The organism is Mesorhizobium sp. ES1-3 (assembly GCF_020164795.1).
Lineage (GTDB): Bacteria > Pseudomonadota > Alphaproteobacteria > Rhizobiales > Rhizobiaceae > Mesorhizobium.
Window position 1 is genome coordinate 258099 of the sequence record NZ_JAIUGW010000002.1, and the last position, 26399, is coordinate 284497.

Annotated in this window: 26 protein-coding genes, 1 tRNA gene and 1 pseudogene; 21 read left to right on the top strand and 7 right to left on the bottom strand. The window is 62.4% G+C overall.

Annotated elements, in window-relative coordinates:
- Positions 1-26: 26 nt before the first annotated feature.
- From LB536_RS04280 to glpK, 7 genes are all read left to right on the top strand, one after another.
- Positions 27-1106 carry an ABC transporter ATP-binding protein gene (locus LB536_RS04280; protein ID WP_224590232.1) on the top strand — a complete coding sequence of 360 codons (1080 nt, stop codon included), beginning with the start codon at positions 27-29 and terminating at the stop codon, positions 1104-1106.
- 10 nt (positions 1107-1116) lie between these two features.
- The gene (locus tag LB536_RS04285; RefSeq protein WP_224590233.1) at positions 1117-2184 is read left to right on the top strand and encodes an ABC transporter ATP-binding protein; all 1068 of its coding nucleotides are present in this window, start codon (positions 1117-1119) and stop codon (positions 2182-2184) included.
- Complete coding sequence (locus tag LB536_RS04290) at positions 2185-3051, top strand: carbohydrate ABC transporter permease (protein ID WP_140757504.1); 867 nt, start codon at positions 2185-2187, stop codon at positions 3049-3051.
- 1 nt (position 3052) lies between these two features.
- Entirely contained in the window at positions 3053-3973 is a 921-nt protein-coding gene (locus LB536_RS04295) for a carbohydrate ABC transporter permease (protein ID WP_140757503.1), read from the top strand.
- Position 3974: 1 nt separating this feature from the next.
- Positions 3975-4262: a DUF2160 domain-containing protein gene (locus tag LB536_RS04300; RefSeq protein WP_140757502.1), complete on the top strand. Its 288-nt coding sequence runs from the start codon at positions 3975-3977 to the stop codon at positions 4260-4262.
- 83 nt (positions 4263-4345) lie between these two features.
- Complete coding sequence (locus tag LB536_RS04305; RefSeq protein ID WP_140757501.1) at positions 4346-6070, top strand: ABC transporter substrate-binding protein; 1725 nt, start codon at positions 4346-4348, stop codon at positions 6068-6070.
- A 92-nt stretch (positions 6071-6162) separates the two neighbouring features.
- Positions 6163-7653 carry a glycerol kinase GlpK gene (gene glpK / locus LB536_RS04310; RefSeq protein WP_224590234.1) on the top strand — a complete coding sequence of 497 codons (1491 nt, stop codon included), beginning with the start codon at positions 6163-6165 and terminating at the stop codon, positions 7651-7653.
- A gap of 71 nt (positions 7654-7724) precedes the next feature.
- On the opposite strand, the gene LB536_RS04315 is transcribed toward glpK, so the two are convergent.
- A complete protein-coding gene (locus tag LB536_RS04315; protein WP_224590235.1) occupies positions 7725-8192 on the bottom strand; it encodes a BA14K family protein in 468 nt (155 codons plus the stop codon).
- A 254-nt stretch (positions 8193-8446) separates the two neighbouring features.
- Between LB536_RS04315 and LB536_RS04320 the strand changes: the two genes are divergently transcribed.
- Positions 8447-8522 (top strand) — tRNA-Lys (locus LB536_RS04320).
- Positions 8523-8585: 63 nt separating this feature from the next.
- Here the strand turns inward: LB536_RS04320 and LB536_RS04325 are convergent.
- A complete protein-coding gene (locus tag LB536_RS04325; protein ID WP_140757621.1) occupies positions 8586-9071 on the bottom strand; it encodes a hypothetical protein in 486 nt (161 codons plus the stop codon).
- 179 nt (positions 9072-9250) lie between these two features.
- On the opposite strand from LB536_RS04325, the gene LB536_RS04330 reads away from it, so the two are divergent.
- The 5 genes from LB536_RS04330 to LB536_RS04350 all read left to right on the top strand — a co-directional run bounded on the left by LB536_RS04330 (position 9251) and on the right by LB536_RS04350 (position 15447).
- A complete protein-coding gene (locus tag LB536_RS04330; protein WP_224590236.1) occupies positions 9251-10312 on the top strand; it encodes a glycosyltransferase family 4 protein in 1062 nt (353 codons plus the stop codon).
- Positions 10313-10355: 43 nt separating this feature from the next.
- Entirely contained in the window at positions 10356-12518 is a 2163-nt protein-coding gene (locus LB536_RS04335; protein WP_224590356.1) for a glycogen debranching N-terminal domain-containing protein, read from the top strand.
- A 106-nt stretch (positions 12519-12624) separates the two neighbouring features.
- Positions 12625-14430 (top strand): trehalose-6-phosphate synthase, encoded by a 1806-nt coding sequence (locus LB536_RS04340; RefSeq protein WP_224590357.1) that lies wholly within the window; start codon positions 12625-12627, stop codon positions 14428-14430.
- On the top strand, positions 14430-15218 hold the full coding sequence (otsB, locus tag LB536_RS04345; protein WP_224590237.1) for a trehalose-phosphatase: 789 nt from the start codon (positions 14430-14432) through the stop codon (positions 15216-15218). Before LB536_RS04340 ends, otsB begins: the two co-directional genes overlap by 1 nt.
- 16 nt (positions 15219-15234) lie before the next feature.
- Positions 15235-15447, top strand: coding sequence for a hypothetical protein (locus tag LB536_RS04350; protein WP_140808510.1), 213 nt, complete (start codon positions 15235-15237; stop codon positions 15445-15447).
- 6 nt (positions 15448-15453) lie between these two features.
- Here the strand turns inward: LB536_RS04350 and dprA are convergent, their stop codons facing one another.
- From dprA to LB536_RS04370, 4 genes are read right to left on the bottom strand one after another with little or no spacing between them, the layout of a single operon-like run.
- Positions 15454-16587, bottom strand: a complete 1134-nt coding sequence (gene dprA / locus LB536_RS04355) for a DNA-processing protein DprA (protein ID WP_224590238.1) — start codon at positions 16585-16587, stop codon at positions 15454-15456.
- Positions 16584-17171 (bottom strand): glycerol-3-phosphate 1-O-acyltransferase PlsY, encoded by a 588-nt coding sequence (gene plsY / locus LB536_RS04360; RefSeq protein WP_224590239.1) that lies wholly within the window; start codon positions 17169-17171, stop codon positions 16584-16586. Before plsY ends, dprA begins: the two co-directional genes overlap by 4 nt.
- Positions 17172-17225: 54 nt before the next feature.
- The gene (locus LB536_RS04365) at positions 17226-18512 is read right to left on the bottom strand and encodes a dihydroorotase (protein ID WP_140757493.1); all 1287 of its coding nucleotides are present in this window, start codon (positions 18510-18512) and stop codon (positions 17226-17228) included.
- Positions 18509-19504, bottom strand: a complete 996-nt coding sequence (locus LB536_RS04370; RefSeq protein WP_140757492.1) for an aspartate carbamoyltransferase catalytic subunit — start codon at positions 19502-19504, stop codon at positions 18509-18511. The genes LB536_RS04365 and LB536_RS04370 overlap by 4 nt, the downstream gene beginning before the upstream one ends.
- Before the next feature lie 183 nt (positions 19505-19687).
- Between LB536_RS04370 and LB536_RS04375 the strand changes: the two genes are divergently transcribed.
- The 3 genes from LB536_RS04375 to LB536_RS04385 all read left to right on the top strand — a co-directional run bounded on the left by LB536_RS04375 (position 19688) and on the right by LB536_RS04385 (position 22329).
- The gene (locus LB536_RS04375; RefSeq protein WP_224590240.1) at positions 19688-21316 is read left to right on the top strand and encodes a DNA alkylation response protein; all 1629 of its coding nucleotides are present in this window, start codon (positions 19688-19690) and stop codon (positions 21314-21316) included.
- Between the two features lie 123 nt (positions 21317-21439).
- On the top strand, positions 21440-21988 hold the full coding sequence (locus LB536_RS04380; RefSeq protein WP_224590241.1) for a hypothetical protein: 549 nt from the start codon (positions 21440-21442) through the stop codon (positions 21986-21988).
- On the top strand, positions 21988-22329 hold the full coding sequence (locus tag LB536_RS04385) for a DUF6105 family protein (protein WP_140757489.1): 342 nt from the start codon (positions 21988-21990) through the stop codon (positions 22327-22329). The genes LB536_RS04380 and LB536_RS04385 overlap by 1 nt, the downstream gene beginning before the upstream one ends.
- On the opposite strand, the gene ruvX is transcribed toward LB536_RS04385, so the two are convergent.
- On the bottom strand, positions 22247-22753 hold the full coding sequence (ruvX, locus tag LB536_RS04390) for a Holliday junction resolvase RuvX (protein WP_140757488.1): 507 nt from the start codon (positions 22751-22753) through the stop codon (positions 22247-22249). The genes LB536_RS04385 and ruvX overlap by 83 nt on opposite strands.
- A gap of 124 nt (positions 22754-22877) precedes the next feature.
- Here ruvX and LB536_RS04395 point away from each other — a divergent pair, with 124 nt between their 5' ends.
- The 5 genes and pseudogenes from LB536_RS04395 to LB536_RS04415 all read left to right on the top strand — a co-directional run bounded on the left by LB536_RS04395 (position 22878) and on the right by LB536_RS04415 (position 26372).
- Positions 22878-23585: a metal-dependent hydrolase gene (locus LB536_RS04395; RefSeq protein WP_224590242.1), complete on the top strand. Its 708-nt coding sequence runs from the start codon at positions 22878-22880 to the stop codon at positions 23583-23585.
- Positions 23586-23609: 24 nt separating this feature from the next.
- A pseudogene (locus tag LB536_RS04400) lies at positions 23610-23967 on the top strand (hypothetical protein).
- A gap of 89 nt (positions 23968-24056) precedes the next feature.
- Complete coding sequence (gatC, locus tag LB536_RS04405; protein ID WP_140808498.1) at positions 24057-24344, top strand: Asp-tRNA(Asn)/Glu-tRNA(Gln) amidotransferase subunit GatC; 288 nt, start codon at positions 24057-24059, stop codon at positions 24342-24344.
- 7 nt (positions 24345-24351) lie between these two features.
- Positions 24352-24807 carry a GNAT family N-acetyltransferase gene (locus tag LB536_RS04410; RefSeq protein ID WP_224590243.1) on the top strand — a complete coding sequence of 152 codons (456 nt, stop codon included), beginning with the start codon at positions 24352-24354 and terminating at the stop codon, positions 24805-24807.
- Positions 24807-26372, top strand: a complete 1566-nt coding sequence (locus LB536_RS04415; RefSeq protein WP_224590244.1) for an amidase — start codon at positions 24807-24809, stop codon at positions 26370-26372. Before LB536_RS04410 ends, LB536_RS04415 begins: the two co-directional genes overlap by 1 nt.
- The last annotated feature ends 27 nt before the right edge of the window (positions 26373-26399 follow it).

Consider the following 26399-nt stretch of genomic DNA (forward strand, 5'->3'; position numbering starts at 1 on the left):
ATGCGGAAAGCCTGGGAGGAGGCGTCATGCTTGAACTGAGGAATGTCACCAAGACGGTGGGTGCGGTCGAGCACATCCGCGATGTGTCGCTGACGCTTCAGCACGGCTCGCTCAACGTTTTGCTCGGGCCCACGCTTTCCGGCAAGACCAGCCTGATGCGCCTGATGGCCGGCCTCGATGTGCCGACTTCCGGCTCGGTCTGGTTCGACGGCCAGAATGTCACCGGCACGCCGGTGCAGAAGCGCAAGATCGCCATGGTCTACCAGCAGTTCATCAACTATCCGGCGATGACCGTCTACGACAACATCGCTTCGCCGCTCAGGGTGGCCGGCGTCGAGCAGGACAAAATCGACAGCCAGGTGCGCGAAGCGGCGGCACTCCTAAAGCTGACACCCTATCTCGACCGCACCCCGCTCAGCCTGTCGGGCGGCCAGCAGCAGCGCACGGCGCTGGCGCGTGCCATCGTCAAGAATGCCAGCCTGGTGCTGCTCGACGAGCCGCTTGCCAATCTCGACTACAAGCTGCGCGAGGAATTGCGGGCCGAGCTGCCGAGGATCTTTGCCGCCGCCGGCACCATCTTCGTCTATGCCACCACCGAGCCGCACGAGGCCCTGCTGCTCGGCGGCAACACGGCAACGCTGTCGGAAGGCCGCATCACCCAGTTCGGGCCGACCATCGACGTATTCCGCAAACCGGTCGATCTGGTGACGGCCAGGACCTTCGCCGATCCTCCGCTCAACACCATCGTGCTGGCCAAGAAAGGCCCGGACTTCCTGCTCGAGGGTGGCGTCAAGCTGCCGGTGCCCTCAGCACTCGCCGGCATCACCGATACGAACTATACGATTGGCTTCCAGCCGCACCATCTTTCGCTCGACCGGCCCAATGCCTCCGCGGTGCCGGTGCGGGCAAAGGTCACCATCACCGAAATCACCGGGTCCGAAAGCTTCATCCATCTCGACTTTGCCGATGCGCGCTGGGTGATGCTGACCCACGGCATCAGGGATTTCGAGACCGATGCAGTGGTCGAGGTGTTCATCGATCCGCGTCACATCATGGTCTTCGACGAGCACGGCCGCGCCGTGACCGCGCCGAAGCTGGCGGCTTAGGAGGGACGATATGGCACGCATCGACGTCAACCATGTCAGGCATTCCTATCTGCCGAACCCGCGCACGGATGCCGATTTCGCGCTACGCGAAGTGCACCACACTTTCGAGGATGGTGGTGCCTATGCGCTGCTCGGGCCGTCCGGCTGCGGCAAGACCACGCTGCTCAACATCATTTCAGGCCTGCTTCATCCCTCGCACGGCCAGCTGCTGTTCAACGGCCGGGACGTGACTACCCTGTCAACGCAGGAGCGCAACATCGCGCAGGTGTTCCAGTTCCCGGTCATCTACGACACCATGACGGTCTACGACAATCTGGCCTTCCCGCTGCGCAACCGCGGCGTGCCGGAGGCCGACGTCGACCGCAAGGTGCGCGAGACGCTGGAGATGATCGACCTGGCCTCCTGGGCGAAGAAGAAGGCGAGGGGCCTGACCGCCGACCAGAAGCAGAAGATATCGCTCGGCCGCGGGTTGGTGCGCTCGGACGTCAACGCCATCCTGTTCGACGAACCGCTGACCGTCATCGATCCGCATATGAAATGGGTGCTGCGCTCGCAGTTGAAGCAGTTGCACCGCCGCTTCGGCTACACGATGGTCTATGTCACGCACGACCAGACCGAGGCGCTGACCTTCGCCGACCAGGTCGTGGTGATGTATGATGGCGGCATCGTGCAGATCGGCACGCCGGCGGAACTGTTCGAGCGGCCGCGTCACACTTTTGTCGGCTATTTCATCGGCTCGCCAGGCATGAATGTGGTGCCGGTGGCAATCGAAGGCAGGATGGCGACGCTCGGCTCGCAACGGATCGAATTGCCTGGAGTGCCGAAGGCCAGCGCCGGAGCCGTCGAGCTTGGTATCCGCCCGGAATATGTACGGCTCGGCCGCGACGGCATGGCCGTCTCAATCACCAAGGTCGAGGATGTCGGCCGCCACAAGGTGGTGCGCGCCAAGCTGGAGGGCCGCGACATCGCGGCGGTGATCGGCGAGGACGAGACCGTTCCGGCCGAACCGAAGGTGCGGTTCGATCCGGCCGGTATCAACATCTATGCCGATTCCTGGCGTGTCGAGATGGGGGCATAGATGGACAAGACCTGGAACAACAAGGCCTGGTTCCTGGTGCTGCCGGTGCTGGTTCTGGTGGCCTTCACCGCCGTCATTCCGTTGATGACGGTCGTCAACTATTCGGTGCAGGACACTTTCGGCAACAACGTCTTCTTCTGGGCAGGCACGGAGTGGTTCGAAGAACTGCTTTCATCAAGCCGCTTCTGGGAAGCGATGGTTCGCAACCTGATCTTTTCCTTCATCATCCTGGCGATCGAGGTACCGCTCGGCATCTTCATCGCGCTCAACATGCCGAAAAAGGGCTGGGGCGTGCCGGTGTGCCTGGTGCTGATGTCGTTGCCGCTGCTGATACCGTGGAACGTGGTCGGCACCATCTGGCAGGTGTTCGGGCGCAGCGACATCGGTCTGATGGGCTACTACCTCAACGCGATCGGCATCGACTACAACTACGTGCAGGATCCGTTCGACGCATGGGTGACGATCGTCATCATGGACGTCTGGCACTGGACCAGCCTTGTCGTGCTGCTCTGCTATGCCGGTCTGGTCTCGATCCCCGATGCTTTCTACCAGGCGGCCAAGATCGACGGCGCCTCGCGCTGGGCAGTCTTTCGCTACATTCAGTTGCCGAAGATGCAGCGCGTGCTTCTGATCGCCGTGCTGCTGCGCTTCATGGACAGCTTCATGATCTACACCGAACCCTTCGTCGTCACCGGGGGCGGTCCGGGCAATTCGACGACGTTCCTGTCGATCGACCTCGTCAAGACGGCGCTAGGCCAGTTCGACCTTGGTCCGGCGGCGGCAATGTCGCTGGTCTACTTCCTCATCATCCTGTTGTTGTCGTGGGTGTTCTACACCGTGATGACCAACTACGACGCGGAGCGCTGACATGGCTCACGCCAACGAACGCACCGAGCGCAATGCAATGAACGGCACTGCCGCCACCGAAGGGATTGCCAGTTCGCTGTCACAGGGCGAACTCGACCGGCGCATGCGCCGGCGCGGCGAGGAATCGCGCTGGTGGTGGATCGTGCCAACGCTTTACATCATCGTTCTGCTGCTGCCGATCTACTGGCTCATCAACATGAGCTTCAAGACCAATGCCGAGATCGTCAACTCGCTGACGCTTTATCCGCACGCGCCCACGATTGCCAACTACGTCACCATCTTCACGCAGAAGGCCTGGTATTCCGGCTACATCAACTCGATCACCTATGTCGTCATGAACATGGTGATTTCGGTGTCGGTGGCGCTGCCGGCGGCCTACGCTTTCTCGCGATATCGTTTCCTTGGCGACAAGCATCTGTTCTTCTGGCTGCTGACCAACCGCATGGCGCCGCCGGCGGTGTTCGCGCTGCCGTTCTTCCAGCTCTATTCGGCCTTCGGCCTCATCGACACGCACATAGCCGTGGCGCTGGCGCACTGCCTGTTCAATGTGCCGCTGGCGGTGTGGATCCTGGAAGGTTTCATGTCCGGCGTGCCGAAGGAGATCGACGAGACCGCCTATATCGACGGCTATTCCTTCCCGCGTTTCTTCATCAAGATCTTCATGCCTCTGATCGCCAGCGGCATCGGCGTCGCCTGCTTCTTCTGCTTCATGTTTTCGTGGGTCGAGCTGCTGATCGCCCGCACGCTGACCACGACCGACGCCAAGCCGATCGCCGCGACCATGACGCGTACGGTGTCGGCGTCGGGCATGGACTGGGGTCTGCTGGCAGCCGCCGGCGTGCTGACGCTGATCCCCGGCGCGCTCGTGATCTGGTTCGTGCGAAACTATATCGCCAAGGGCTTCGCCCTGGGGAGGGTGTGACATGAACCTCGACTTCTCGTGGATGGCATGGACCTGGCCGACGGCCGCGTTCTTCAGCGTCATCGCGGCGCTTCTGCTTGGCATGGGTGTCTGGGAATACGCCTCGCCCGGCGGCAACCCACGTATCGGCGTGCTGCGCTTCGAGACGACGCGCGGCGACCGCCTCTTCGTTTCGCTGCTTGGCAGCGCCTTCATCCATCTCGCTTGGCTGGGTCTGGTTGGACCCAACCTGTGGTGGGCTCTCGCTCTCTCCGTGGTCTACGCCGTTGGCGTGTTCCGCTACGTATAGAGGGGGATACTGATGGAGCGGCCGCCCGTAGATGGTCGCTCCAGATCGCACTTGAAACCTTTTAAAAACTCGGAGGAGACACAATGCGACGGCAAATTTTAACGTCAACGACTGCCCTTGTCCTGTTGCTCGGCGCGGGCAATGCCTATGCCGGAATGGATGAAGCAAAGACCTTTCTCGACAAGGAGATAGGACCTCTTTCGACGCTCTCGCGCGCCGATCAGGAAAAGGAAATGCAGTGGTTCATCGATGCGGCCAAGCCGTTTGCCGGCATGGACATCAAGGTCGTCTCGGAAACCTTGACCACGCACCAGTATGAATCGCAGGTGCTTGCGCCTGCCTTCACCGCCATCACCGGCATCAAGGTCACGCATGACGTCATCCAGGAAGGCGACGTCGTCGAGAAGATCCAGACCCAGATGCAGACCGGCCAGAACATCTATGATGGCTGGGTCAACGATTCGGACCTGATCGGTACCCACTGGCGCTACCAGCAGGTGCGAAACCTGACTGACTGGATGGCGGGCGAAGGCAAGGACGTCACCGATCCGATGCTTGATGTCGACGACTTCATTGGCACCAAGTTCACCACAGCGCCGGACAAGAAGCTCTACCAGCTTCCCGACCAGCAGTTCGCGAACCTCTACTGGTTCCGTTACGACTGGTTCAACGACGAGAAGAACAAGGCCGACTTCAAGGCGAAATACGGCTACGACCTCGGCGTGCCCGTCAACTGGTCGGCTTACGAGGACATCGCCGAATTCTTCACCGGCCGCGACGTCGGCGGCAAGAAGGTCTATGGCCACATGGACTACGGCAAGAAGGATCCGTCACTCGGCTGGCGGTTTACGGACGCCTGGCTGTCGATGGCCGGCAATGGCGACAAGGGCCTGCCAAACGGCCTGCCGGTTGACGAATGGGGCATCAAGGTGGACGAGAACTCTCGTCCGGTCGGCTCATGCGTGGCGCGCGGCGGCGATACCAACGGCCCGGCGTCGGTCTATGCGATCCAGAAATACCTCGACTGGTTGAAGGCCTATGCGCCGCCGGAGGCGCAAGGCATGACCTTCTCTGAATCGGGCCCGGTTCCGTCGCAGGGCAATGTGGCGCAACAAATATTCTGGTACACCGCCTTCACCGCCGACATGGTCAAGCCCGGCCTGCCGGTCATGAACGACGACGGCACGCCGAAATGGCGCATGGCGCCGTCGCCGCACGGCTCCTACTGGAAGGACGGCATGAAGCTCGGCTACCAGGACGTCGGCTCGTGGACGCTGATGAAGTCGACGCCGACCGACCGCGCCAAGGCCGCGTGGCTCTACGCGCAGTTCGTGATCTCCAAGACCGTGGATGTGAAGAAGAGCCATGTCGGCCTGACCTTCATCCGCGACTCCACGATCCACGACAAGAGCTTCACCGAACGCGCTCCCAAGCTCGGCGGCCTGATCGAGTTCTACCGTTCGCCGGCGCGCGTACAGTGGACGCCGACCGGCACCAACGTTCCCGATTATCCGAAGCTGGCACAGCTCTGGTGGCAGAACATCGGTGACGCCTCGTCGGGCGCCAAGTCGCCGCAGGAGGCCATGAATGGCCTGTGCGCCGATCAGGAGAAGGTTCTGGAGCGCATCGAGAAGTCGGGCGTCCAGGGCGATATCGGTCCGAAGATGGCCGAAGAGCAAGACCTTGCTTACTGGAATGCGGACGCGGTCAAGAAAGGCAACCTCGCACCGCAGCTGAAGCTAGACAACGAGAAGGAAAAGCCGGTCACCATCAACTACGACGAGTTGGTCAAGAGCTGGCAGAAGTAAGACGGTCTATGCGGGCGTTCGCGCTCGTGTGAAATTGAGGGAGGCGGCGCGTTGCCGTCTCCCTTCTTTGTGTCAAGGCGGAGGATGCGGGAATGAGCGGTTTTGTGCTGGCAATCGACCAGGGAACGACATCGACGCGGGCGATCCTGTTCGACGGCCAGATGAAGGTGGTGGCCAGCGGGCAGAAGGAATTCACCCAGCATTATCCGGCCTCGGGCTGGGTCGAGCACGACCCGGAAGAGATCTGGGCAAGTGTGGTGACGACCGTGAAGGCCGCGTTGAAAAAAGCTGGCTGCAATGCGTCGGAGGTGGCCGCCATCGGCATCACCAACCAGCGCGAAACCGTCATCGTATGGGACAAGGCGACCGGCAAGCCGATCCACAATGCCATCGTCTGGCAGGACCGCCGCACAGCACCGCTGTGCCAGAAGCTGAAGAAGCAGGGGCTGGAGAAGAAATTTACACGCAAGACAGGGCTGCTGCTCGACCCCTATTTCTCGGGTACCAAGATCGCCTGGATGCTGGACAAGGTGAAGGGCGGGAGGAAACGCGCCGAGAAGGGCGAATTGCTCGCCGGCACCATCGACAGTTTTTTAATCTGGCGGCTGACTGGCGGCAAGGTGCACGCCACCGACGCCACCAACGCCTCACGCACGCTGGTCTACAACATCGCGGAGAATGCCTGGGATGAGGAGCTTTTGGCGATTCTCAATATTCCGGCTAAAATGCTTCCCGAAGTCAAAGACTGCGCCGATGATTATGGAATCACAGACAAAAACCTGTTTGGCGCCGAGATAAGAATCCTCGGCGTTGCCGGCGACCAGCATGCCGCGACCATCGGCCAGGCCTGTTTCGAGCCTGGCATGATGAAATCTACTTACGGCACCGGCTGTTTTGCGCTGCTCAACACCGGCAGCGATCTGGTGCGTTCGAAGAACCGCCTCTTGACGACCATCGCCTACCGGCTGAACGGCAAGACCACCTATGCGCTGGAAGGCTCGATCTTCATCGCGGGTGCCGCGGTGCAATGGCTGCGCGACGGCATCAAGGTGATCGGCAAGGCCGAGCAGAGCGGCAAGCTGGCTGCCGAGGCCGATCCGACGCAGAACGTCTATCTGGTTCCGGCCTTTGTCGGGCTTGGCGCGCCGCACTGGGACGCCGAGGCGCGCGGCGCCATCTTTGGGTTGACCCGCAATTCCGGTCCGGCCGAGTTCGCCCGGGCGGCTTTGGAATCAGTCGCTTACCAGACCCGCGACCTACTCGACGCCATGCACAAGGATTGGAAGGGCGCCAAGGCAAAAACCGTGCTCAGGGTCGATGGCGGCATGGTGGCGTCGGACTGGACCATGCAGCGCCTGGCGGACATTCTCGATGCGCCGGTCGATCGGCCGACAATCCTGGAGACGACCGCGCTGGGGGCCGCCTGGCTCGCCGGCTCGAAGGCGGGCGTGTGGCCCGCGGCGAGGGAGTTTGCGAAAAGCTGGGCGCTTGAGCGACGGTTCGAGCCTGATATGAATAGCTCGATCCGATCCACCAAGTTGGCAGGCTGGCGCGATGCGGTGCGCAGGACGCTGAGCGCATAAGGAAAGGCCCGCGCTGTTTCTGCCGCGGGCCTTCCACTCACACTTGCAGGTCACTCATAGTTACCCACGCATCAGTAAGGCGAACGGCATTCCCGGCGAGGACCACTGTTCGGTTGGAAGGTGTTGTCCGAGGCGCGGTAGCTCCGATAGTGATCGTAGCACCACTGCACATGGGCATTGCCTTCATAGACGCGGTTGTTCTCGTTGACGATCGCGCCGGTGATCAGGGCGCCAGTCGCGAAGGCGGCCAGCGGGAACCAGTAGTCGCCATGACGGCGATAGCCGCGGCGATATTCACGATAGCCGCGATGGCCATTCCAATACATGTCACCGTTGCGGCTAAAGCTGCGATTGCGCGAGAAATTGCGGTGGAAGGAGCGGTTCCTTCTCCACTCCTGGTACTGCACTGTCTGTACGTCCGGCGTTGCCGCCTGGGATAATGGCACGTAGGCCGGCTGGGCGTTCACCGGCACCACCTCCGCCGCGACGAATGTGGCCGAGAGCGTGGCGGCAAGCAGGCCCGTTGTGATTCTATTCATTGGTATTCTCCTCAAGGGTTTGTCGGGCGTCCCATGGGCAAAAAACGATAGCGCGTCGGATTTGTTCCCCATACCGGGTGCCGCCGCCGGACTGAGATCGAACCTGCCTGGCTGCTCGCCAGAAACCGGGGAGCAAGCAGGTGCCAGCGATTTAGGGCAAAGAGCGGGTTTGGAACCCATCTTTTCCGGTTGACCGGTCGCGGCACTCTCCCTATGTTCCGCGCAATTTCGAGGGCGGCCTTTCGAGCCCGCGGGAGCGCGTAGCTCAGCCGGTAGAGCAACTGACTTTTAATCAGTAGGTCATGGGTTCGAATCCCATCGCGCTCACCATTGTCTGAGGACATGCCAGCGCTTTTGGTTTGCTTGTGAATCCGTGCGGCGCGCAACAACCGCTCAGACGCCTGGTGACAGATGCACGTCCAAAACGGCGGCTTTCTTGGCAATCAGTCCTTCCAGATCCGCGTCGGATCGCTTGGTGCCGGTCCGTTGGCGTAGCAACGAGATCACCGCGCTCATCGAAAGCTGGACGGTGCGATCGCTCAGGATAGCGTCCACCGCGCCGGCGACATCTGGAGTCTCCGTCGGTGCTCGCATGATCGGTTCCTTTCTGTTCAAGTCGGCCTCGGCGCCGTCGGCCGGTCCCCGCACGCCCCGGTCGAAGATGACCGCCAGGCCATTCTTCACGGCGAGGGCGGCGACCATGTCGTCGAGGTGGCGATCGGAGAGCGCCGGCTCCGAAGGATCGGGTTTCAGGGTTCGGCGGATCACTCGGGCGGCCTGGTCCGTGGACACAAAGCCAAAGTGCCGTTTTCTGGCCTCGACATATTGTTCGACGATCATGCTCAGACGCCGGGCTGCGATATCCCCGGGTTCCTGCATCTGGACCTCCTTCGGCTGCCTAAGCGCAAGGTCGGCATTACTGACAGGAAATAGGGCGGCTGGTCGAATCAAACAGGGGGAACGGATCGATCATTCCACGCACCTTCCAAAGATTCAGGAACGATCCCGGCCCTGATGCATTTTGGCTCTATGACCAGCTCATTGAGGGACGCCGGGACATGAAGATTGCCCATGTCGCGCCACTTTACGAATCGGTGCCGCCAAGGCTTTACGGGGGTACCGAACGCATCATCTCATATCTTACCGAAGCTCTCGTCGATCTCGGCCACGACGTGACATTGTTCGCCAGCGGTGACACGAAGACTTCCGCCAAACTGGTGGCGTGCCGCGAAAGGGCGCTTCGTCTCGATCCGCGTCCGCTGAAGTCCGAGATCGCGGCACATCTGTCCATGCTCGACGAAGTGAGGAATCGGGCCGACGACTTTGACGTCGTTCATTTCCATCTCAGCCATTTCCTGCATTTCCCGTTTTTCCGCGATATGCCGCAACGCACGGTGACGACCCCGCATGGCAGGCTGGATTACGCGGACCTCGCGCAAGCCTATGACCGGTTTCCGCGTTTCCCCATGATTTCCATATCCCGCAGCCAGCGGGCGCGGTTCGCATCCGCGAATTGGCTGGCGACAATCCACCACGGCTTGCCGCCTGGGCTTTATGAGCCCGATTTCGAGGCAGGCTCGGACGGTACCTATCTTGCATTTCTCGGCAGAATGTCGCGCGACAAGCGGCCGGACCGGGCGATTGAGATTGCCCGCCGCACCGGTCTGAAACTGAAGCTCGCCGCCAAGATCGGCGATGGCGACCGCGCCTATTTCGAGGAAGTCGTGCAGCCGATGATCGATGGCGACCAGGTCGAGTATGTCGGCGAGATCGGCGAGGACCAGAAGAGCGGATTTCTGGGCAATGCGGCCGCTTTGCTGTTTCCCATCGATTGGCCCGAACCCTTCGGGCTTGCGGTGATCGAAGCCATGGCCTGCGGAACCCCGGTCATGGCCTGGAGTTGCGGGGCCATGCCCGAGATCGTCGACCATGGAGTCACGGGCTTTGTCGTCGAAACCATCGAAGATGCCGTCGCCTCGATGCCGACTCTCCTGCAACTCGACAGGCGACGAATAAGAACGGTCTTCGAAAGGCGGTTTTCGGCCGTCAGAATGGCCAGGGATTATGTCGCAGCCTATTCGCGGCTGAGCGGTGGCCACGAGCAGAGCAGAGCCTCGTAAACCTTCACCGTCCAGAAATCAGCACGGGACAGTCTTCTTGACCATTACCCAACTCGACGAGCGCAAGCTTGATCCTGCAATAGCACTGGCTTCCCTGGACGAAACCGCGCCCAGGGAACCGCATCGGCTTTACGCCCTCAAGCATGGCGATTGCTTTGCCGTCGCCGATGCCTATGGCGACATACGCGGCGCTGGCGACGGCTTCTTTCGTGACGACACGCGTATGCTTTCGGAATTTCGCCTGACCGTTGGCGGGCGGTCGCTGTCCTTGCTTGGCGCATCGCTTAGCCAGGACAACGTCCTGTTCACCAGCAACCTGACCAATCTGCCGATCGAGAGCGCGGCGGGCCGCCAGATCCCGCAGGGCGCGATCCATATCGAGCGGGTCAGGCTTCTGTGGGAGGAAAGGCTATATGAACGCATCACGCTCTCCAACTATAGCCGGGAGCATTCGACGGTCCTGGTGTCGCTACGCTTTGGCGTCGATTTTCGCGACATGTTCGAAGTCCGGGGTTCGACCCGCTCCAAGCGCGGCACGGCGCACACGGCCGAGATCGACCAGAGTTCGGTCGTGCTCCGCTACGAAGGCCTGGACGAAGTGGTGCGGACATCGGCGATCTCGTTTTCACTGCCGCCAGATCAACTGACCTCCGAGCGGGCGGATTTCTTCATTGCCGTCACCAAGCGCAGCCGCCAGACGTTTTACGTGGAGGTGGGGAGCAAGACAGACGCCCAACCGCAAAGTGATCGGTTCCGGGCCGCCGCGGCCCGCGCCCGTTTCGGCATGCGCGCCAAGCGCCGGCATGGGGCGACGCTCCATAGTTCGGGCCGCGTCTTCAATGATTGGATGGAGCGGGCCCGCGCCGATGTGGCGTTGCTCACGACGGAATTGGCGACGGGGCCTTATCCCTATGCCGGCATTCCGTGGTTCTCCACCGCCTTCGGCCGGGACGGCGTGATTTCAGCTCTGCAGATGCTTTGGCTCAATCCCGGCCTCGCCCGTGGTGTGCTTGCGTTTCTCGCCCAGCACCAGGCGACCGAGACCTCTCCCTTCAGCGATTCCGAGCCCGGCAAGATCATGCACGAGACCCGCAAGGGCGAGATGGCGGCGCTGAGCGAGTTGCCGTTCGGCCGCTATTATGGCGGCGTCGACACGACGCCGCTCTACATCCATCTCGCCTGTGCCTATGCCGACCGCACGGGAGACACGGATTTTATCGATGGCCTGTGGCCATCGATGTGCGCCGCCGCCGAGTGGATCGAGACAGCGAGCCGTTCGACGGGGTTCCTCACCTACCAGCGCGCCGCGGAATCCGGCCTTGCCAACCAGGGTTGGAAGGACAGTTTCGATTCCGTCTTCCATGCCGATGGCCGCATTCCGAAAGGACCGATCGCGCTGGTCGAGGTCCAGGGTTACGTCTTTGCCGCGTTCCAGGGGCTGGCAAAGCTGGCACGGCTGCGCGGCGAAGAGGAGCGGGCGGAAAATTGGGAAGTGCTCGCCGATGCGATTCGCCAACACGTCGAACGCCATTTCTGGATCGAAGACCTCGGTTATTATGCGCTGGCGATCGATGGCGACGGCCAACCCTGCAAGGTGCGCACGTCCAACGCCGGCCATCTGCTCTATGTCGGCCTTCCCAATCCGGATCGCGCACGCATTGTCGCCGACCAACTGCTATCGGCTTCGTTCCATTCCGGCTGGGGGTTGAGGACGCTGGCGGACGACGCGATCTTCTTCAATCCGATGTCCTATCACAACGGGTCCATCTGGCCGCACGACACCGCCATCTGCGCCGCCGGACTGGCGCGCTACGGCATCCGCGACAGCGTGGTGCGGTTGATGAGTGGGACCTTCGAATCCGCCGTTCATTTCAACATGCGGCTGCCCGAACTGTTCTGCGGGTTCACGCGCGCGGCCGGCGAAGCGCCGATAGCCTACCCGGTGGCTTGCTTGCCGCAGGCCTGGTCCGCAGGCTCCGCCTTCATGCTCATGCAGGCCTGCCTCGGCCTCCAGATTGACGGTCGGACGAACGAAATCCACGTGACCCAGCCGCGCTTGCCGATCGGTATCGACAATCTCGTCATTCGTCATCTCTCGGTAGGACATGTGGTGGTGGATCTGACGTTTCAACGCGTTGGAGATCGTGTCGGCGCCTTCCTTGCGGATGCGCACGAGGGACTGGTGCCTCTGGTGGTCAGGAGTTGAAAAATCGGAACCATCATGTGTCGGGAACGTTGGACCACCACGCCATGGATGCCGGAGTTCCTGTCGGTGGATTTGCCGCGTCCCATTGAAAGGTAGTCAATTCGAAATGCCCGACAACGGTTCGTATCTAGTCGTTTCTCCGGCCGCAATGTGGCTCTTCATTCTCGCAATTGTCGGTATCTCATGCATCGTGCTTGCGGTGGTAATGGCGCGAGGGCTTCGGGCCAGAGGCGCCAAGCTCGCCCGCCTCGAAGCAGAACCCGTTCGCGGTCCTTTGCCGGAATTCGAAAAGAACGGGCAATCCGCGACCGCCGCGCTCGTCCAGTGGTCGCCGGAAACCTTGCGTCACATTTTGGCGAAGGAACTTCCCGATGCACAGGTGATCGTTGTTTCAAATCGCGAACCCTACATCCACAACCGCAAGGGGGATGATATCCAGCTGGTCGTGCCCGCCAGCGGGCTGGTCTCCGCGCTGGAGCCGATTACGCGCGCCTGCGCCGGCACATGGATCGCCTATGGCGGCGGTTCGGCCGATGCGCTTGTCGTCGACGAAAATGACCGCGTCGAGGTGCCGCCTGAAAATCCTTCCTACACCTTGCGCCGCGTCTGGCTGAGCGAGGAAGAACAGCAAGGCTATTATCTCGGCTTTGCCAATGAAGGGCTTTGGCCGCTGTGTCACATAGCCTTTACCCGGCCGATATTCCGCGCCTCCGACTGGGAAGCCTATGAGGCGGTCAACCGCAAATTCGCCGACACCGTCGTCGCGGAGGCCCGCAACGAGCGGCCCATCGTGCTGGTCCAGGACTATCATTTCGCGCTGTTGCCGCGGATGATCCGGGAGCGCCTGCCGGAAGCGATCATCATCACCTTCTGGCATATTCCGTGGCCGAATTCCGAGGTGTTCAGCATCTGCCCATGGCGAGAGAAGATTCTCGAAGGATTGCTGGGCAGTTCGATCGTCGGCTTTCACACCCAGTTTCATTGCAACAACTTCATCGATAGCGTCGACCGCTTCCTGGAGAGCAGGATCGAGCGCGAGGATTCAGCCATCTCCTATGGCGGCCAGATCAGCCTGGTTCACGCCTATCCGATTTCAATCGAATGGGAGCCGCCGCATCTGAGCAAACTGCCTGCCGTTGCAGAATGTCGCCAGCTCATTGGCGAGAGATTCGGCTTGGCCGAAAACGTCAGGCTGTGCGTCGGCGTCGAACGCCTCGACTATACCAAGGGCATCCTCGATCGCCTCAACGCGCTCGACGAGCTGCTGACGCTGCATCCGGAATGGATTGGCAAGGTGGCGTTCCTGCAGATCGCCGCGCCCAGCCGCGGCACCTTGCCCGCCTACCAACAATTGTACGAGGAATGTCTGCGCCATGCCGAGGATCTCAACCAGCGCCATGGTCGTGAAGGCTATACCCCCGTGGTGCTGGTGACCGAACATCACTCGCAAGTGCAGGTCTACGAGATTTACCGGGCCGCCGATGTCTGTATGGTCACCAGCCTGCATGACGGCATGAACCTGGTTGCAAAGGAGTTTGTGGCGGCGCGCGAGGATGAACAGGGCGTGCTGCTGCTCAGCATGTTCGCCGGCGCGTCGAAAGAGTTGCTGGAAGCGTTGATCGTCAATCCCTACGACGCGGCGATGATGGGCGATGCCCTGCTGCAGGCCTTGACCATGTCATCGGAAGAGCAACGTCAGCGCATGCGGCGCTTGCGCGAGGTCGTGCGTGAAAACAATGTCTATCGATGGGCGGGCAGCATGCTGTTCGACGCGGCGCGCCTGCGCAAACGCGATGCGGTCGATCGTGCCGTCAACGGTGCCCCCGGTTCTGCTGGCCCCGGTTCTCCTGGCCCTGGTTCTCCTGGCAATGTGATATCGCTGCACGACCGCAAGCGCGTGGCAGCGCTGTGATGTCGACATTGTCAGACTTGACCGAACCCAACGTCCCGCGGGATGCGTGGGCCTTGTTTCTCGATATCGACGGCACGCTTCTCGAACATGCCGCGCATCCCGATGCGGTGGTTGTCGGCGATGCGTTGCGGACGCTGTTGGCACGGCTCGAATTGCAATTGGACGGAGCTCTGGCATTCATCACGGGGCGGTCGATCGCCGCGGTCGACCATCTTTTCCAGCCCCTCAGACTGCGCGCTGCCGGGCTTTACGGCCTTGAGCACAGGCTCACGCGTGATGGTCCGGTCGAGGCGGCGGGAGAGCCGGCCGACATTGCGGCGCTTGCCGAGGAAATCGAGGCAGAGCTGGACAATACGGACGTCTATATCGAGCGCAAGGGCCCGATCCTGGCCATCCACACACGCGCGGCACCGCAATTGTTGCAGCGCGCCACGCAACTGGTCGAGCAGGCGCTGGACAGGTTGCCCAGGGGATATCGAGTGCTGGCCGGCAATGCCGGCGTCGAATTGATGCCGCTGGAGGCAGCGAAGGGAGCAGCAATCAGGCGCTTCTTGGACCTGCCGGCTTTCGAGGGGAGGCGGCCGGTGTTTCTGGGCGACGACACGTCCGACGAGAATGGTTTCGAGGCCGTCAATGAGATGGACGGCATTTCGATCCGCATCAAACCGCGCGGACCGACCGCCGCACGCCATGCGCTTGCAGGCGTTGGCGAGGCTTTGGCTTGGCTGGGTGCGGTGAGCCAGCGCAATGGGAATGGATCGACAGGTCTGGTCCGTTCCGTTCCTTGAAACAAAGGAGTCGGTGATGACCCAATTCACCAGTCTCATCCGGGAGATCATGCCCACCTGGCTACGCCGGCGGTCGCTCCCGAATGCGTACGAGAGCGAGCCGAGTTTCGATCCGCCACGCCCGCAGGACGCTGACGAGGTCTGGCGCCAGGTTGTCGAAAAGGATCTCTTTGGCGCCAACACGCAGGATTACGCCGAGACCGGGGACAAAAAGACCAGCCGCCACTGAGGGCGGTCAGCCTTCCCCGAAAACCAACGAAACATTGCCGCCGGCGTGACGTTCGAGGCGGCCGGCGAGATCGAGTTCCAGCAGCACCATGAACACCTGGGCGGGATGCAGGCCGGTGTGGCGGATGATTTCGTCGACCGGCACCGGTGTCGGTCCCAGCGCCTCGATCACCTTGGTCCGGTCGCTCTCGCCTGGTGGCGGTGTTGCCGAAAAATCGGGCGGATCTTCAAACGGCGGCAGATCAGGTGCTCGCATGCCGGTCAGCGGAAGGATCGCCCTGGAAACGTCTGAAGCTTCCGTCACCAGCGTGGCGCCGTCCTTGAGCAGGCCGTTGGTACCGGCTGCGCGCGGATCGAGCGGAGAGCCTGGCACGGCAAAGACCAGTCGGCCCATCTCGCCGGCAAGCCTGGCGCTGATCAGCGAGCCTGAGCGCTGCGCCGCCTCGACCACCACCAGCCCAAGGGCAGCGCCCGCGACCAGGCGGTTGCGGCGCGGGAAATCCTGGGCGCGCGGCTGCCAGCCGAACGGCATTTCCGAGATGATGGCGCCACGTTCGGCGATGTCATCGCACAGTCCGGCATTTTCGGGCGGGTAGGGCAGGTCGAGGCCTCCGGCAAGAACACCGACCGTCCCGGTCGAGAGGCTGCCCTGATGCGCCGCCGTGTCGATGCCGCGCGCCAGGCCGGAGATGATCCCGTAGCCCTCTCTTCCGAGATCGGCTGCCAGCATGCGCGCCATCTTGATGCCGGCAAGCGATGCGTTGCGGGCGCCGACAATCGCGACCCCCGGCAGCCGGAACACCGCGGCGTTCCCCTTGACCGCCAGCAGCGGCGGCGGATTGTCCATGTTGCGCAGAAGCGGCGGATAGTCTGCCTCGCCGATGCCGACAAAGCGTGCCCCGATCCGCCGCGCGGCCTCCATCTCGGCCTCGGCTTCGGCGATGGAAGGGGTGCGCACGATCCGGTTGGCGCCACCGGAAATCATCAGTTCCGGCAGCATTTCCAACGCGACCTCGGCCGAACCGAAGCGGTTGATCAGGTCGCGAAAGGAGGCCGGCCCGACATTCTGGGTGCGGATCAGCCGCAGCCAGCTCAGCCGCTGGCGATCGGTGAGACGCGGCCCGGTGGCCGGTTCGCTCACCCCTTGGCTCCGATCTTGCCTTCGGTGCCGGCAATCAGCCGCGAAATGTTGGCTCTATGCATGATGAAAACGATGATGCTCATCACCACGAACAGCACCGCAATCCGCGGGGTGCTCATGAAATACAGGGCGATCGGGACGACGACGGCCGCAGCCAGCGCTGCCAGCGAGGAGAAGCGGAAAAGAAAAGCCATCACCAGCCAGGCGACGGCGAAGATCAGTGCCACCTGCCAGGCAAGGCCAACCAGCACTCCGAGATAGGTCGCGACGCCCTTGCCCCCTTTGAACCCCAGCCATGCCGGAAACAGATGGCCCAGAAAGGCGCCAAGGCCAGCCCAGATCGCCGTTTCAGGCGCGAAATGGCCTGCTATCAGCACGGCTGCCGTACCTTTCATCGCATCGAGCAGCAAGGTCGCTGCGGCGAGCCCCTTGTTGCCGGTGCGCAGCACATTGGTGGCGCCGATATTGCCGGAGCCGATATTGCGTACATCTCCAAGGCCGGCCGCACGGGTGAGCAGCAGGCCGAACGGAATTGAGCCCAGCAAATAACCGAACGCCAACGCCAGGATCAGGCCATAAGTCATTGTTTCCCCCGCATTTTCCACAACCATGCTCGATGCCGCATGGCTACCGCCGGCTCAGGCGGAAAATACTGTGCGGCCCGCCACCAGCGTTTGCAAGACCTTGCCTTGCAGTCGTGCGCCTTCGAAGCAGGTGTTTTTCGAGCGCGAGCGGATGCCGCTTTCACTGACGATCCAGGGTTCGTCGAGGTCGACAATGGCGAGATCGGCTACCGCGCCCGGCTTCAGCGTGCCGCCGGGCAATCCAAACAACCTCGCCGGCGCGGTGGACAAGGTCTCGATCAGCCTGAGCAACGGCACGTCGCCATTGTGGTAGAGGCGCAAGGCCGCGCCCAACAGGGTTTCGAGGCCGATGGCACCGGCTGCCGCGTCGGCGAAGGGCAGCCGCTTGGTGTCGACATCCTGCGGATCATGTGAAGAGACAACGACATCGACCGTTCCGTCCTTCACCGCCTCGATCATCGCCAGCCGGTCCTCTTCGGCGCGCAGCGGCGGCGTCAGGCGGAAGAAGGTGCGGTACTCGCCGACGTCGTTTTCATTGAGCGACAGATTGTGGATCGATACGCCCGATGTCACTGCCGCGCCGTCAGCCTTCGCCCGCGCCACGGCGCTTGCCGCCATTGCCGTCGATATCTTCGCGGCATGGTACGAACCGCGCGTCAGCCGTGCCAGCGCAAGGTCCCGCTCGAGGGGTATGGATTCGGCTTCACGCGGAATGCCGGACAGACCCAGCCAACTGGCGTACAGGCCTTCATTCATGACGCCCGACGACCCAAGATCGGCGTCCTGCGTTTCATGGACGATGGTGGCGCCGAAATCGCGCGCATAGGTCAGCGCGCGGCGCATCACCAGCGCGCTCGATATGGTATGCCGACCATCGGTGAAGGCGACCGCACCCGCCTCGCGCAGCAGGCCGAACTCCGTCATCTCGCGCCCGTGGAGGCCCTTGGTGATGGCGGCGGCCGGAAAGATGTTGACGACGGCCGTGTCCTTGGCGGTGCGCAGCACGAATTCGACCAGCGCCACATTGTCGATCACCGGGTCGGTGTCGGGCATCATGACGATCGACGTCACCCCGCCGGCGGCAGCGGCGACGCTTGCCGAAGCGATGGTTTCGCGATGCTCGCCGCCCGGCTCGCCGATGAAGACGCGGCCATCGATCAAACCTGGCATGATCGCCTTGCCGGCGCAGTCGATTGCCGTGGCTCCGTCGGGGACGCCCTGGTTCAGAGCCACCTTGCCAGCGGCAACGATTTTCTTGCCATCGACTATGACGGAGCCGACTTCGTCGAGCCCGCGCGAAGGGTCGACGATGCGGGCGCGTTCAAAGACCGTGATGCTCATGCGCCGCGGCCCTCTGGATTGCGCCCCTCTTGGTTGCGACCGTCTTGATTACGACGGGGATCGAGCAGCGCTTCCATCACCGCCATGCGCACGGCGACACCCATTTCCACCTGCTCCTGGATGACGCTTTGCGGGCCGTCGGCGATTTCGGAGGCAATCTCGACACCTCGGTTCATCGGGCCGGGATGCATGACCAGCGCGTCGTCCTTGGCCGCCTTCAGCTTCTCGGCATCGAGGCCGAAATAGCGGAAGTATTCGCGCACCGACGGCACGAAGGCGCCTTCCATGCGCTCGCGCTGCAAGCGCAACATCATCACCACATCCGCGTCCTTCAGGCCTTCCGCCATCGAGCGGCAGACGATCACGCCCATCCTGTCGATGCCCGAGGGCAACAGCGTCGAGGGCGCCACCACCCGCACCTGTGCGCCGAGTGCGTTGAGCAGCATGATATTGGAGCGCGCCACACGCGAATGCAGGATGTCGCCGCAGATCGCCACGATCAGCTTCGACAGCGGACCCTTGGCGCGGCGGATGGTGAGCGCGTCGAGCAGCGCCTGTGTCGGGTGTTCATGCGCGCCATCGCCGGCATTGACCACCGAGCAGCCGACCTTCTGCGCCAGAAGGGCCGCCGCGCCCGCCGACTGATGGCGGATGATCAATATATCGGGCCGCATGGCGTTCAGTGTCATCGCGGTGTCGATGAGCGTTTCGCCCTTCTTTACGGAAGAACTCGCCACCGACATGTTCATGACATCGGCGCCGAGCCGTTTTCCGGCCAGTTCGAAGGACGACTGCGTGCGGGTCGAGGCTTCGTAGAAGAGGTTGATCTGGGTGCGGCCGCGCAATGTCGAGGTCTTTTTCTCGGACTGCCGCGAGATCGCGACCGCCCGATCCGCCCTGTCGAGCAACAGCTCGATGTCGGCGGGCGAAAGATCGCTGATGCCCAGAAGATGGCGGTGAGGATAGAGTGGCAGGGACGAAGCGTCGGTCATCTCAAGGGGCTGCTATAGGGTGCGGATTTCGCGCCCGCAAGCACCCGGGTTGGATTGACGCCGTTCTCCCCGGTATTTTCGTCGCGCGCGCAGCAACGCTTGGCTATATCTAGCCGATGGCCTCGGATTCGAGGCTTTCCGACGATAGGGCCTTTCCAGAAGGATTGGCTAGAAGGATTGGGCGTGACCGACGACGTGACGAACCAGCCGCCGCCGCTGACGGGAGGCAACGCCTGGCGAGGCGATCCGCTGCTGATCCAGCTTGCCGAGCGCTTCTCGGATCCGGTGCGCAAGGATCTCGACGGGCTTGGCCGCTTCGTGCTCACGCAAGAAGCGCAGGAACTGGCGCGTCTCGCCAATGTCGAGACGCCGAAACTCAGGACGCACGATCGCCAGGGACGGCGCATCGACCTGGTCGAATTCCATCCTGCCTACCACGCCCTGATGCGCCGTTCGGTGGCCAACGGTCTGCACTCTTCTATCTGGGAAAATGGCGATGCCGAGATCGGCCGCCGCCATCAAGTGCGGGCCGCCCGTTTCTACCTGACCGCCGAACTCGAGACCGGACACCTTTGCCCCATCACCATGACCAGCGCCTCGCTGGCGGCATTGATGGCCAGCCCGAAACTGTTTCGCGAATGGGCGCCGCGCGTGACGACGCGCAAATACGACCAGAGCCAAAAGCCGCCGGTCGAGAAGACCGGACTGACGCTCGGCATGGGCATGACCGAGAAACAGGGCGGCACGGATGTGCGTGCCAATGTGACCAGGGCCGAACGCGTCGGAAGCGGGTTCTACCGCCTGACGGGGCACAAATGGTTCATGTCGGCGCCGATGTCGGATGCCTTCCTGGTGCTGGCGCAGGCGCCGGAGGGGCTGTCGTGCTTCCTGGTGCCACGCGTGCTCGGTGACGGGTCGGGCAATGGCTTTCGCTTCCAGCGGCTGAAGGACAAGCTCGGCAACCGCTCCAACGCGTCTTCCGAAGTCGAGTTCGTCAATGCCATCGGCGAGATGGTCGGCGAGCCCGGCGCCGGCGTCAAGACGATCATGGACATGGTGACGCTGACCCGGCTCGACTGCGCGGTGGCGTCTTCGGCGATCATGCGGGCGGGGCTGGCCGAAGCGATCCATCATGCCCGCCATCGCCAGGTGTTCGGGACCAACCTGATCGAGCAACCGCTTATGCAGCGCGTGCTGGCCGACATGGCGCTCGATGTCGCCGCGGCGACCGCGCTGTCATTCCGGCTGGCGCGTTCCTTCGACGAGGCCGCGAGCGATCGCGGCGAGGCGGCGTTCGCCCGCGCCATGACGCCGGTCGTCAAATACTGGGTCTGCAAGATCGCGCCGCCGCTGCTTTACGAGGCGATGGAGTGCCTTGGCGGCAATGGCTATGTCGAGGAGGCTCCGCTCGCCCGCTACTACCGTGAAGCGCCCGTCAACGCGATCTGGGAAGGATCGGGCAATGTCATGGCGCTCGACGTGCTGCGCGTGCTTGGCCGCGCGCCGGGCCTTTTCGACGAGGTGCTGGGCGGCATCGACCGCGACCTCGGCACCGGCGGGCGCGGCACGATCGGTGTTCTGAATGCGGCCATGCAGGTCGCTTCAACGGACGAGGGCTCGGCCCGGCTGCTGACGGAACAGCTTGCACTGTCGGCGGCGGCCGCCGAGTTGCGCCGGCTGGGGGCAGGGCGGATCGCCGATGCTTTCGTCGAGACGCGGCTCGCGGGCCAATGGCGCAATACCTACGGTATGCTCGATTCGCGTCACGATGCGCGCATGATCATCGATACGCTCTATCCGCCGCTGAATTGACGACGAAGCCATTCATCGTTCGACGACGTAATCCTGGCCGGCGCCGTTAACCTTAACAAATGGTTTCCATTGCGGCGGCGAACCGCAAAGCCCACTGTCATTCCTGTCGAAGCAGGAATCACGATGCGACACGTATTGACCTCCTTTCTGTCGGTGCACTGGGCGATCGTTTTCGCTCTGCTCGCGCTGATCTGTATCGATGGAAATCGAGGTGTGGCGGCGGCTCTTGGCGTACTCGGCGTCGCCGTCCAAAGCGCCCGATTGATCAATCTGGAGAACATCGTCGTGGTCGCTCCGCTGGCGACCGCATTGCTGGTCGTGGCGGTGCTGTTCTTCTGGGCCTTTGTCGATACGCTGATCAACGACGCGTCCAGCCCGGGCGCCGACAGCGTCGTTCGCATCGCCTTTATTTCCGCTTCGGGCGTGATGTCGATGATCCTGATCGGCGGCGCGGCCCAAGGCATCGACGGCCTGTTCATGGTGGTGGCCGTGCAATTGGCCGCACTTCTGGCCTCCTATGTCGCGATGCTCGCCGAACGGCGTTCGGTAGCTGCGTTGGATGAGGACGATTTCCACGCCACGGCGCACAGCATGGCAAAGGCGGCGGCGCATAATTCACTGCTCTCCCTGATATCGGGCCGGACCGGGCCGAACGGCAAGGGAGGTCGCTGATGCGCTACATCTTCGCATTGTGGGCGGGCCCGATGGCGCTGTTCTGGGGCTGGTTCTACCTGTCGCTCAACGACATGAATTTCGGCTATGTGATGCTCACCCGGCAGCTGCACGATTTCGTGTTCCAGCTCTATGGCCAACTGCTCGGCATCGATCCGGCAATCATCCCCGGCATGGTGGCAAAAGCCTGCGTGTTCGATGGCTTGCTGCTTGTTGCGATATGGGTGTTTCGCAGGCGTCGCGAGATTTTGGGCTGGATCAGGCGCCGCTGGACGGGTCCGGTTCCGTTCGATCGGCTGCGTCGAGCGACTGAAGCCGGTCCAAAACTCCCTGCAGAATAAAGGCGGCTGCCGCCGAATCGATCTTGCCGGCGCGCTTGGCGCGCGAGAAGTCCATTTCGATCAGCGTCCGTTCGGCAGCGACCGTCGACAGCCGCTCATCCCAGAACACGAAGGGCAGGTCGCTCAGTTGCGCCATGTTGCGCACGAAGGCGCGCGATTTCTGTGCGCGTGGGCCTTCGGATCCGTCCATGTTGATCGGCAGTCCGATCGCCACCGCGCCGACATTTTCTTTCTCCAGTAAGGCCAGAAGGACGGCGGCGTCGAGCGAGAATTTCTTTCTGAGGATGACCGGGCGGGGGTGGGCGAAGGAGAAACCGCGGTCGGAAACCGCTACGCCGATCGTCTTGTCGCCGAGATCAAGCCCCGCCAGGGTCCTGCCGCCGGTGAGCCGTGCCGGCAATTGCTCAATCGTGATGACGGCCAACGGTTTTCTCTCGTCTTTTCGGTAGCACGCGTCTTTTCGGATACGCGGCGGACACTATACCCTTTGATATCGGGGCTATCGGCGTTCTATCGTCTGGCTCGGCAAAAATCGAGGAAATGCATTCATGAAACTGACCTGGTACGGCCACTCGGCCTTCCGCATCGAAACCGGTGCCGCGAAAATCCTCATCGACCCTTATCTGATCGGCAACCCGTCCTGGACGGGCGATTGGGAAGGGCCGGCCGAAGGGGTCACGCATGTTCTTTTGACGCACGGGCATAGCGACCACATCAGCGGCGCGCTGGAAGTGCTCGGCAAGAGCGGCGCCCAACTGGTCGCCAATTTCGAGATCTGCATGTACCTCGTCGGCAAGGGCGTCAGCGACAAGACGATCAATCCCGGCAATATCGGCGGCACGGTCGATTGCGGCGGCTTCACCACCACCTTCGTCCAGGCGCTGCACTCCTCCTCGTTTGGCGAAGAGGGCGGCAAGAACGTCTATCTCGGCAATCCGGGTGGGCTGGTTCTGCATTTCCCGGAAGACAAGACGCTCTACCACATGGGCGATACCGACATCTTTTCCGACATGGCGTTGATCAACGAGCTGCACGAGCCGAAGATCGGCATTGTTCCGATCGGCGACCGCTTCACCATGGGCGGCGCGGTGGCAGCCCTTGCCTGCCGCCGCTTCTTCAAGTTCGACACGGTTGTCCCTTGCCACTTCGGCACGTTTCCAATGATCGATCCGACGGCTGAGAAATTCGAAGCCGGCATGGAAGGATCCGGCGTCAAGGTCGCATTGCCGAAGATTGGTGAAACGATAACCATCTAGAAACAACCAAAACAGAACAGATCCATGGCGTTGGGGCGATCTCTTTGCGTATCGATGGTTGTCGCGGCGTCGCCCGCGCTCGCCGCCGATGAATTCATCGAAGGCGCTATCTGCAGTCCGAGGAGCTTTGCGCGCAGGCCAGGAAGGACACGCTGCAGGCGCTGATCGATACCGGCAACATCGTACTTTCGAAGAATGGCCTGCAAGGCGTGGAATACAATGCGAATTCGTTCATGTCAGCAAGGCGACGCGTGTCCTGTCGGTAACGCGGATCAGGCCGACGCAGTTCGATCTCGTCTCGGTCCGGCCCATCGACGATGAAAGCGAGGCGAGCGGTAACAGCGGCAGCTATTATCTGTGCGAGGGTGTTGCCCTGCCATGAAGCTGTTTGCCCGATTGTCGGCCGGCGCATGTTGCGCGCCGCGCGCCGCGCCGCTATAGCCCGGACTGGTTTTCCCCGAGGCAAAATACATGTCCGTTGATGTCAAGACAGTGAAGCGCGTCGCGCATCTCGCCCGCATCGCGGTGAGCGAGGAAGATGCCGAGCGGATGACCGGCGAGTTGAACGCCATACTGGGCTTCGTCGAACAGTTGAACGAGGTCGATGTTTCCGGCGTCGAACCAATGACCTCGGTGACTCCGATGGAGATGAAGAAGCGCGGGGATGTTGTCACCGACGGCAACAAGGCGGCCGAAATCGTTGCCAACGCACCGGCGACCGACGAGAATTTCTTCCTCGTGCCGAAGGTCGTGGAGTAAGGCGCCGATGGCAATCGAGATCGCCATCGAGACGCCGCTGCAGGATGACGTGCGCGGCCTAGTCAGGGAACTCAACGAAACCTTGCTCGAGTTGACGCCGCAGGAGCATTGCTACCATTTGACGGTCGAGCAGATGGCGGGCCAGGACACGACGGTTTTCATCGCTCGCGACAATGGTGTCGCCGTTGGGTGTGGCGCCTTGAAGCGGCATGGTGATGCCACCGGCGAGGTGAAACGCATGTACACGCGGCCGTCGCATCGCGGTCAGCGGATCGGCGCCAGGATTGTCGAACGCCTTGAAGCCTTGGCGCGCGACGAAGGGTTGAAGCGGCTGGTGCTGGAAACCGGCGATCGCCATCCCGCCGCCTGGACCGTCTATGAACGTGCCGGGTTCTCGCGCTGCGGCCCGGTGCTGGATTATCCCGATTCCGAGTGGTCGGTGTTTTACGAAAAGAGCCTTTGATGAGCGACCTGACCCATCTGACGATTTCGCAGGCCCGCGCCAAGCTGCGCGCCAAGGAGATCACCGCCACCGAGATCACCGAGGCCTATCTCTTGGCGATCGATCGCGCCAATCCGGCGCTCAATGCCTATGTCGCGGTGACCGGCGACAAGGCGCGCGACATGGCCAAGACGTCGGACGCCAGGCTGCTCAAGGGCGAGGGCGGTGCGCTGGAAGGCATTCCGCTCGGGATCAAGGATCTGTTCGGTACCGAAGGCGTCCATACCCAAGCCTGCAGCCACGTGCTCGACGGCTTCAAGCCGCGCTACGAATCAACCGTCACGTCCAATCTGTGGGCCGACGGCGCGGTCATGCTGGGCAAGCTCAACATGGACGAATTCGCCATGGGCTCGTCCAACGAAACCTCCTACTATGGCCCGGTCATCAACCCGTGGCGACGTTCGCGCCTCGATACGGTGGTGATGCCGACGACGCATCAGGGTGATGGCGGCTTCGTGTCGGCCGGTGGCACGAAAACCCAGCGCAGCCTCGACAATGCACAGCTGGTGCCGGGCGGCTCTTCCGGCGGTTCGGCGACCGCCGTATCAGCCTTCCTTTGCGCCGGTGCGACGGCGACCGACACCGGTGGCTCGATCCGCCAGCCGGCCGCTTTCACCGGCACGGTCGGCATCAAGCCGACCTATGGCCGCTGCTCGCGCTGGGGCATCGTCGCCTTCGCCTCGTCGCTAGACCAGGCCGGGCCGATCGCCCGCGACGTGCGCGACGCCGCGATCCTGCTCAAGTCGATGGCCTCGGTCGATCCGAGGGACACGACGTCAGTCGACAGGCCGGTGCCGGACTACGAGGCTGCGATCGGCAAGCCGATCAAGGGCATGAAGGTCGGCATTCCCAAGGAATACCGCGTCGAAGGCATGCCGGAGGAGATCGAGGCCCTGTGGCAGAAGGGCATTGCCTGGCTCAGGGATGCCGGCGCCGAGATCGTCGACATCTCCCTGCCGCACACCAAATACGCGCTGCCGGCCTATTACATCGTGGCACCCGCGGAAGCTTCGTCCAATCTCGCCCGCTATGACGGCGTCCGCTACGGCTTGCGAGTGCCGGGCAAGGACATCGTCGAGATGTACGAGAAGACCCGCGCCGCCGGCTTTGGCCGCGAGGTCAAGCGCCGCATCATGATCGGCACCTATGTGCTGTCCGCCGGCTACTACGACGCCTACTATCTGCAGGCTCAGAAGGTGCGCAATCTGATCAAGCGCGACTTCGAAAACGTCTTCGCTGCCGGCGTCGATGTCATCCTGACCCCGGCGACACCGTCCGCCGCCTTCGGCATCGCCGACGAGGACATGGCCGCCGATCCGGTCAAGATGTACCTCAACGACATTTTCACGGTCACCGTGAATATGGCCGGCCTGCCGGGCATCGCCGTGCCCGCCGGGCTCGATCCCAAGGGATTGCCGCTCGGCCTGCAGCTGATCGGCAGGCCGTTCGAGGAAGAGACATTGTTCCAGACCGCTGCCGTCATCGAGCAGGCGGCCGGCACATTCCAGCCGGAGAAGTGGTGGTAAGGATATCGCTCGCCTGACGTATGACCC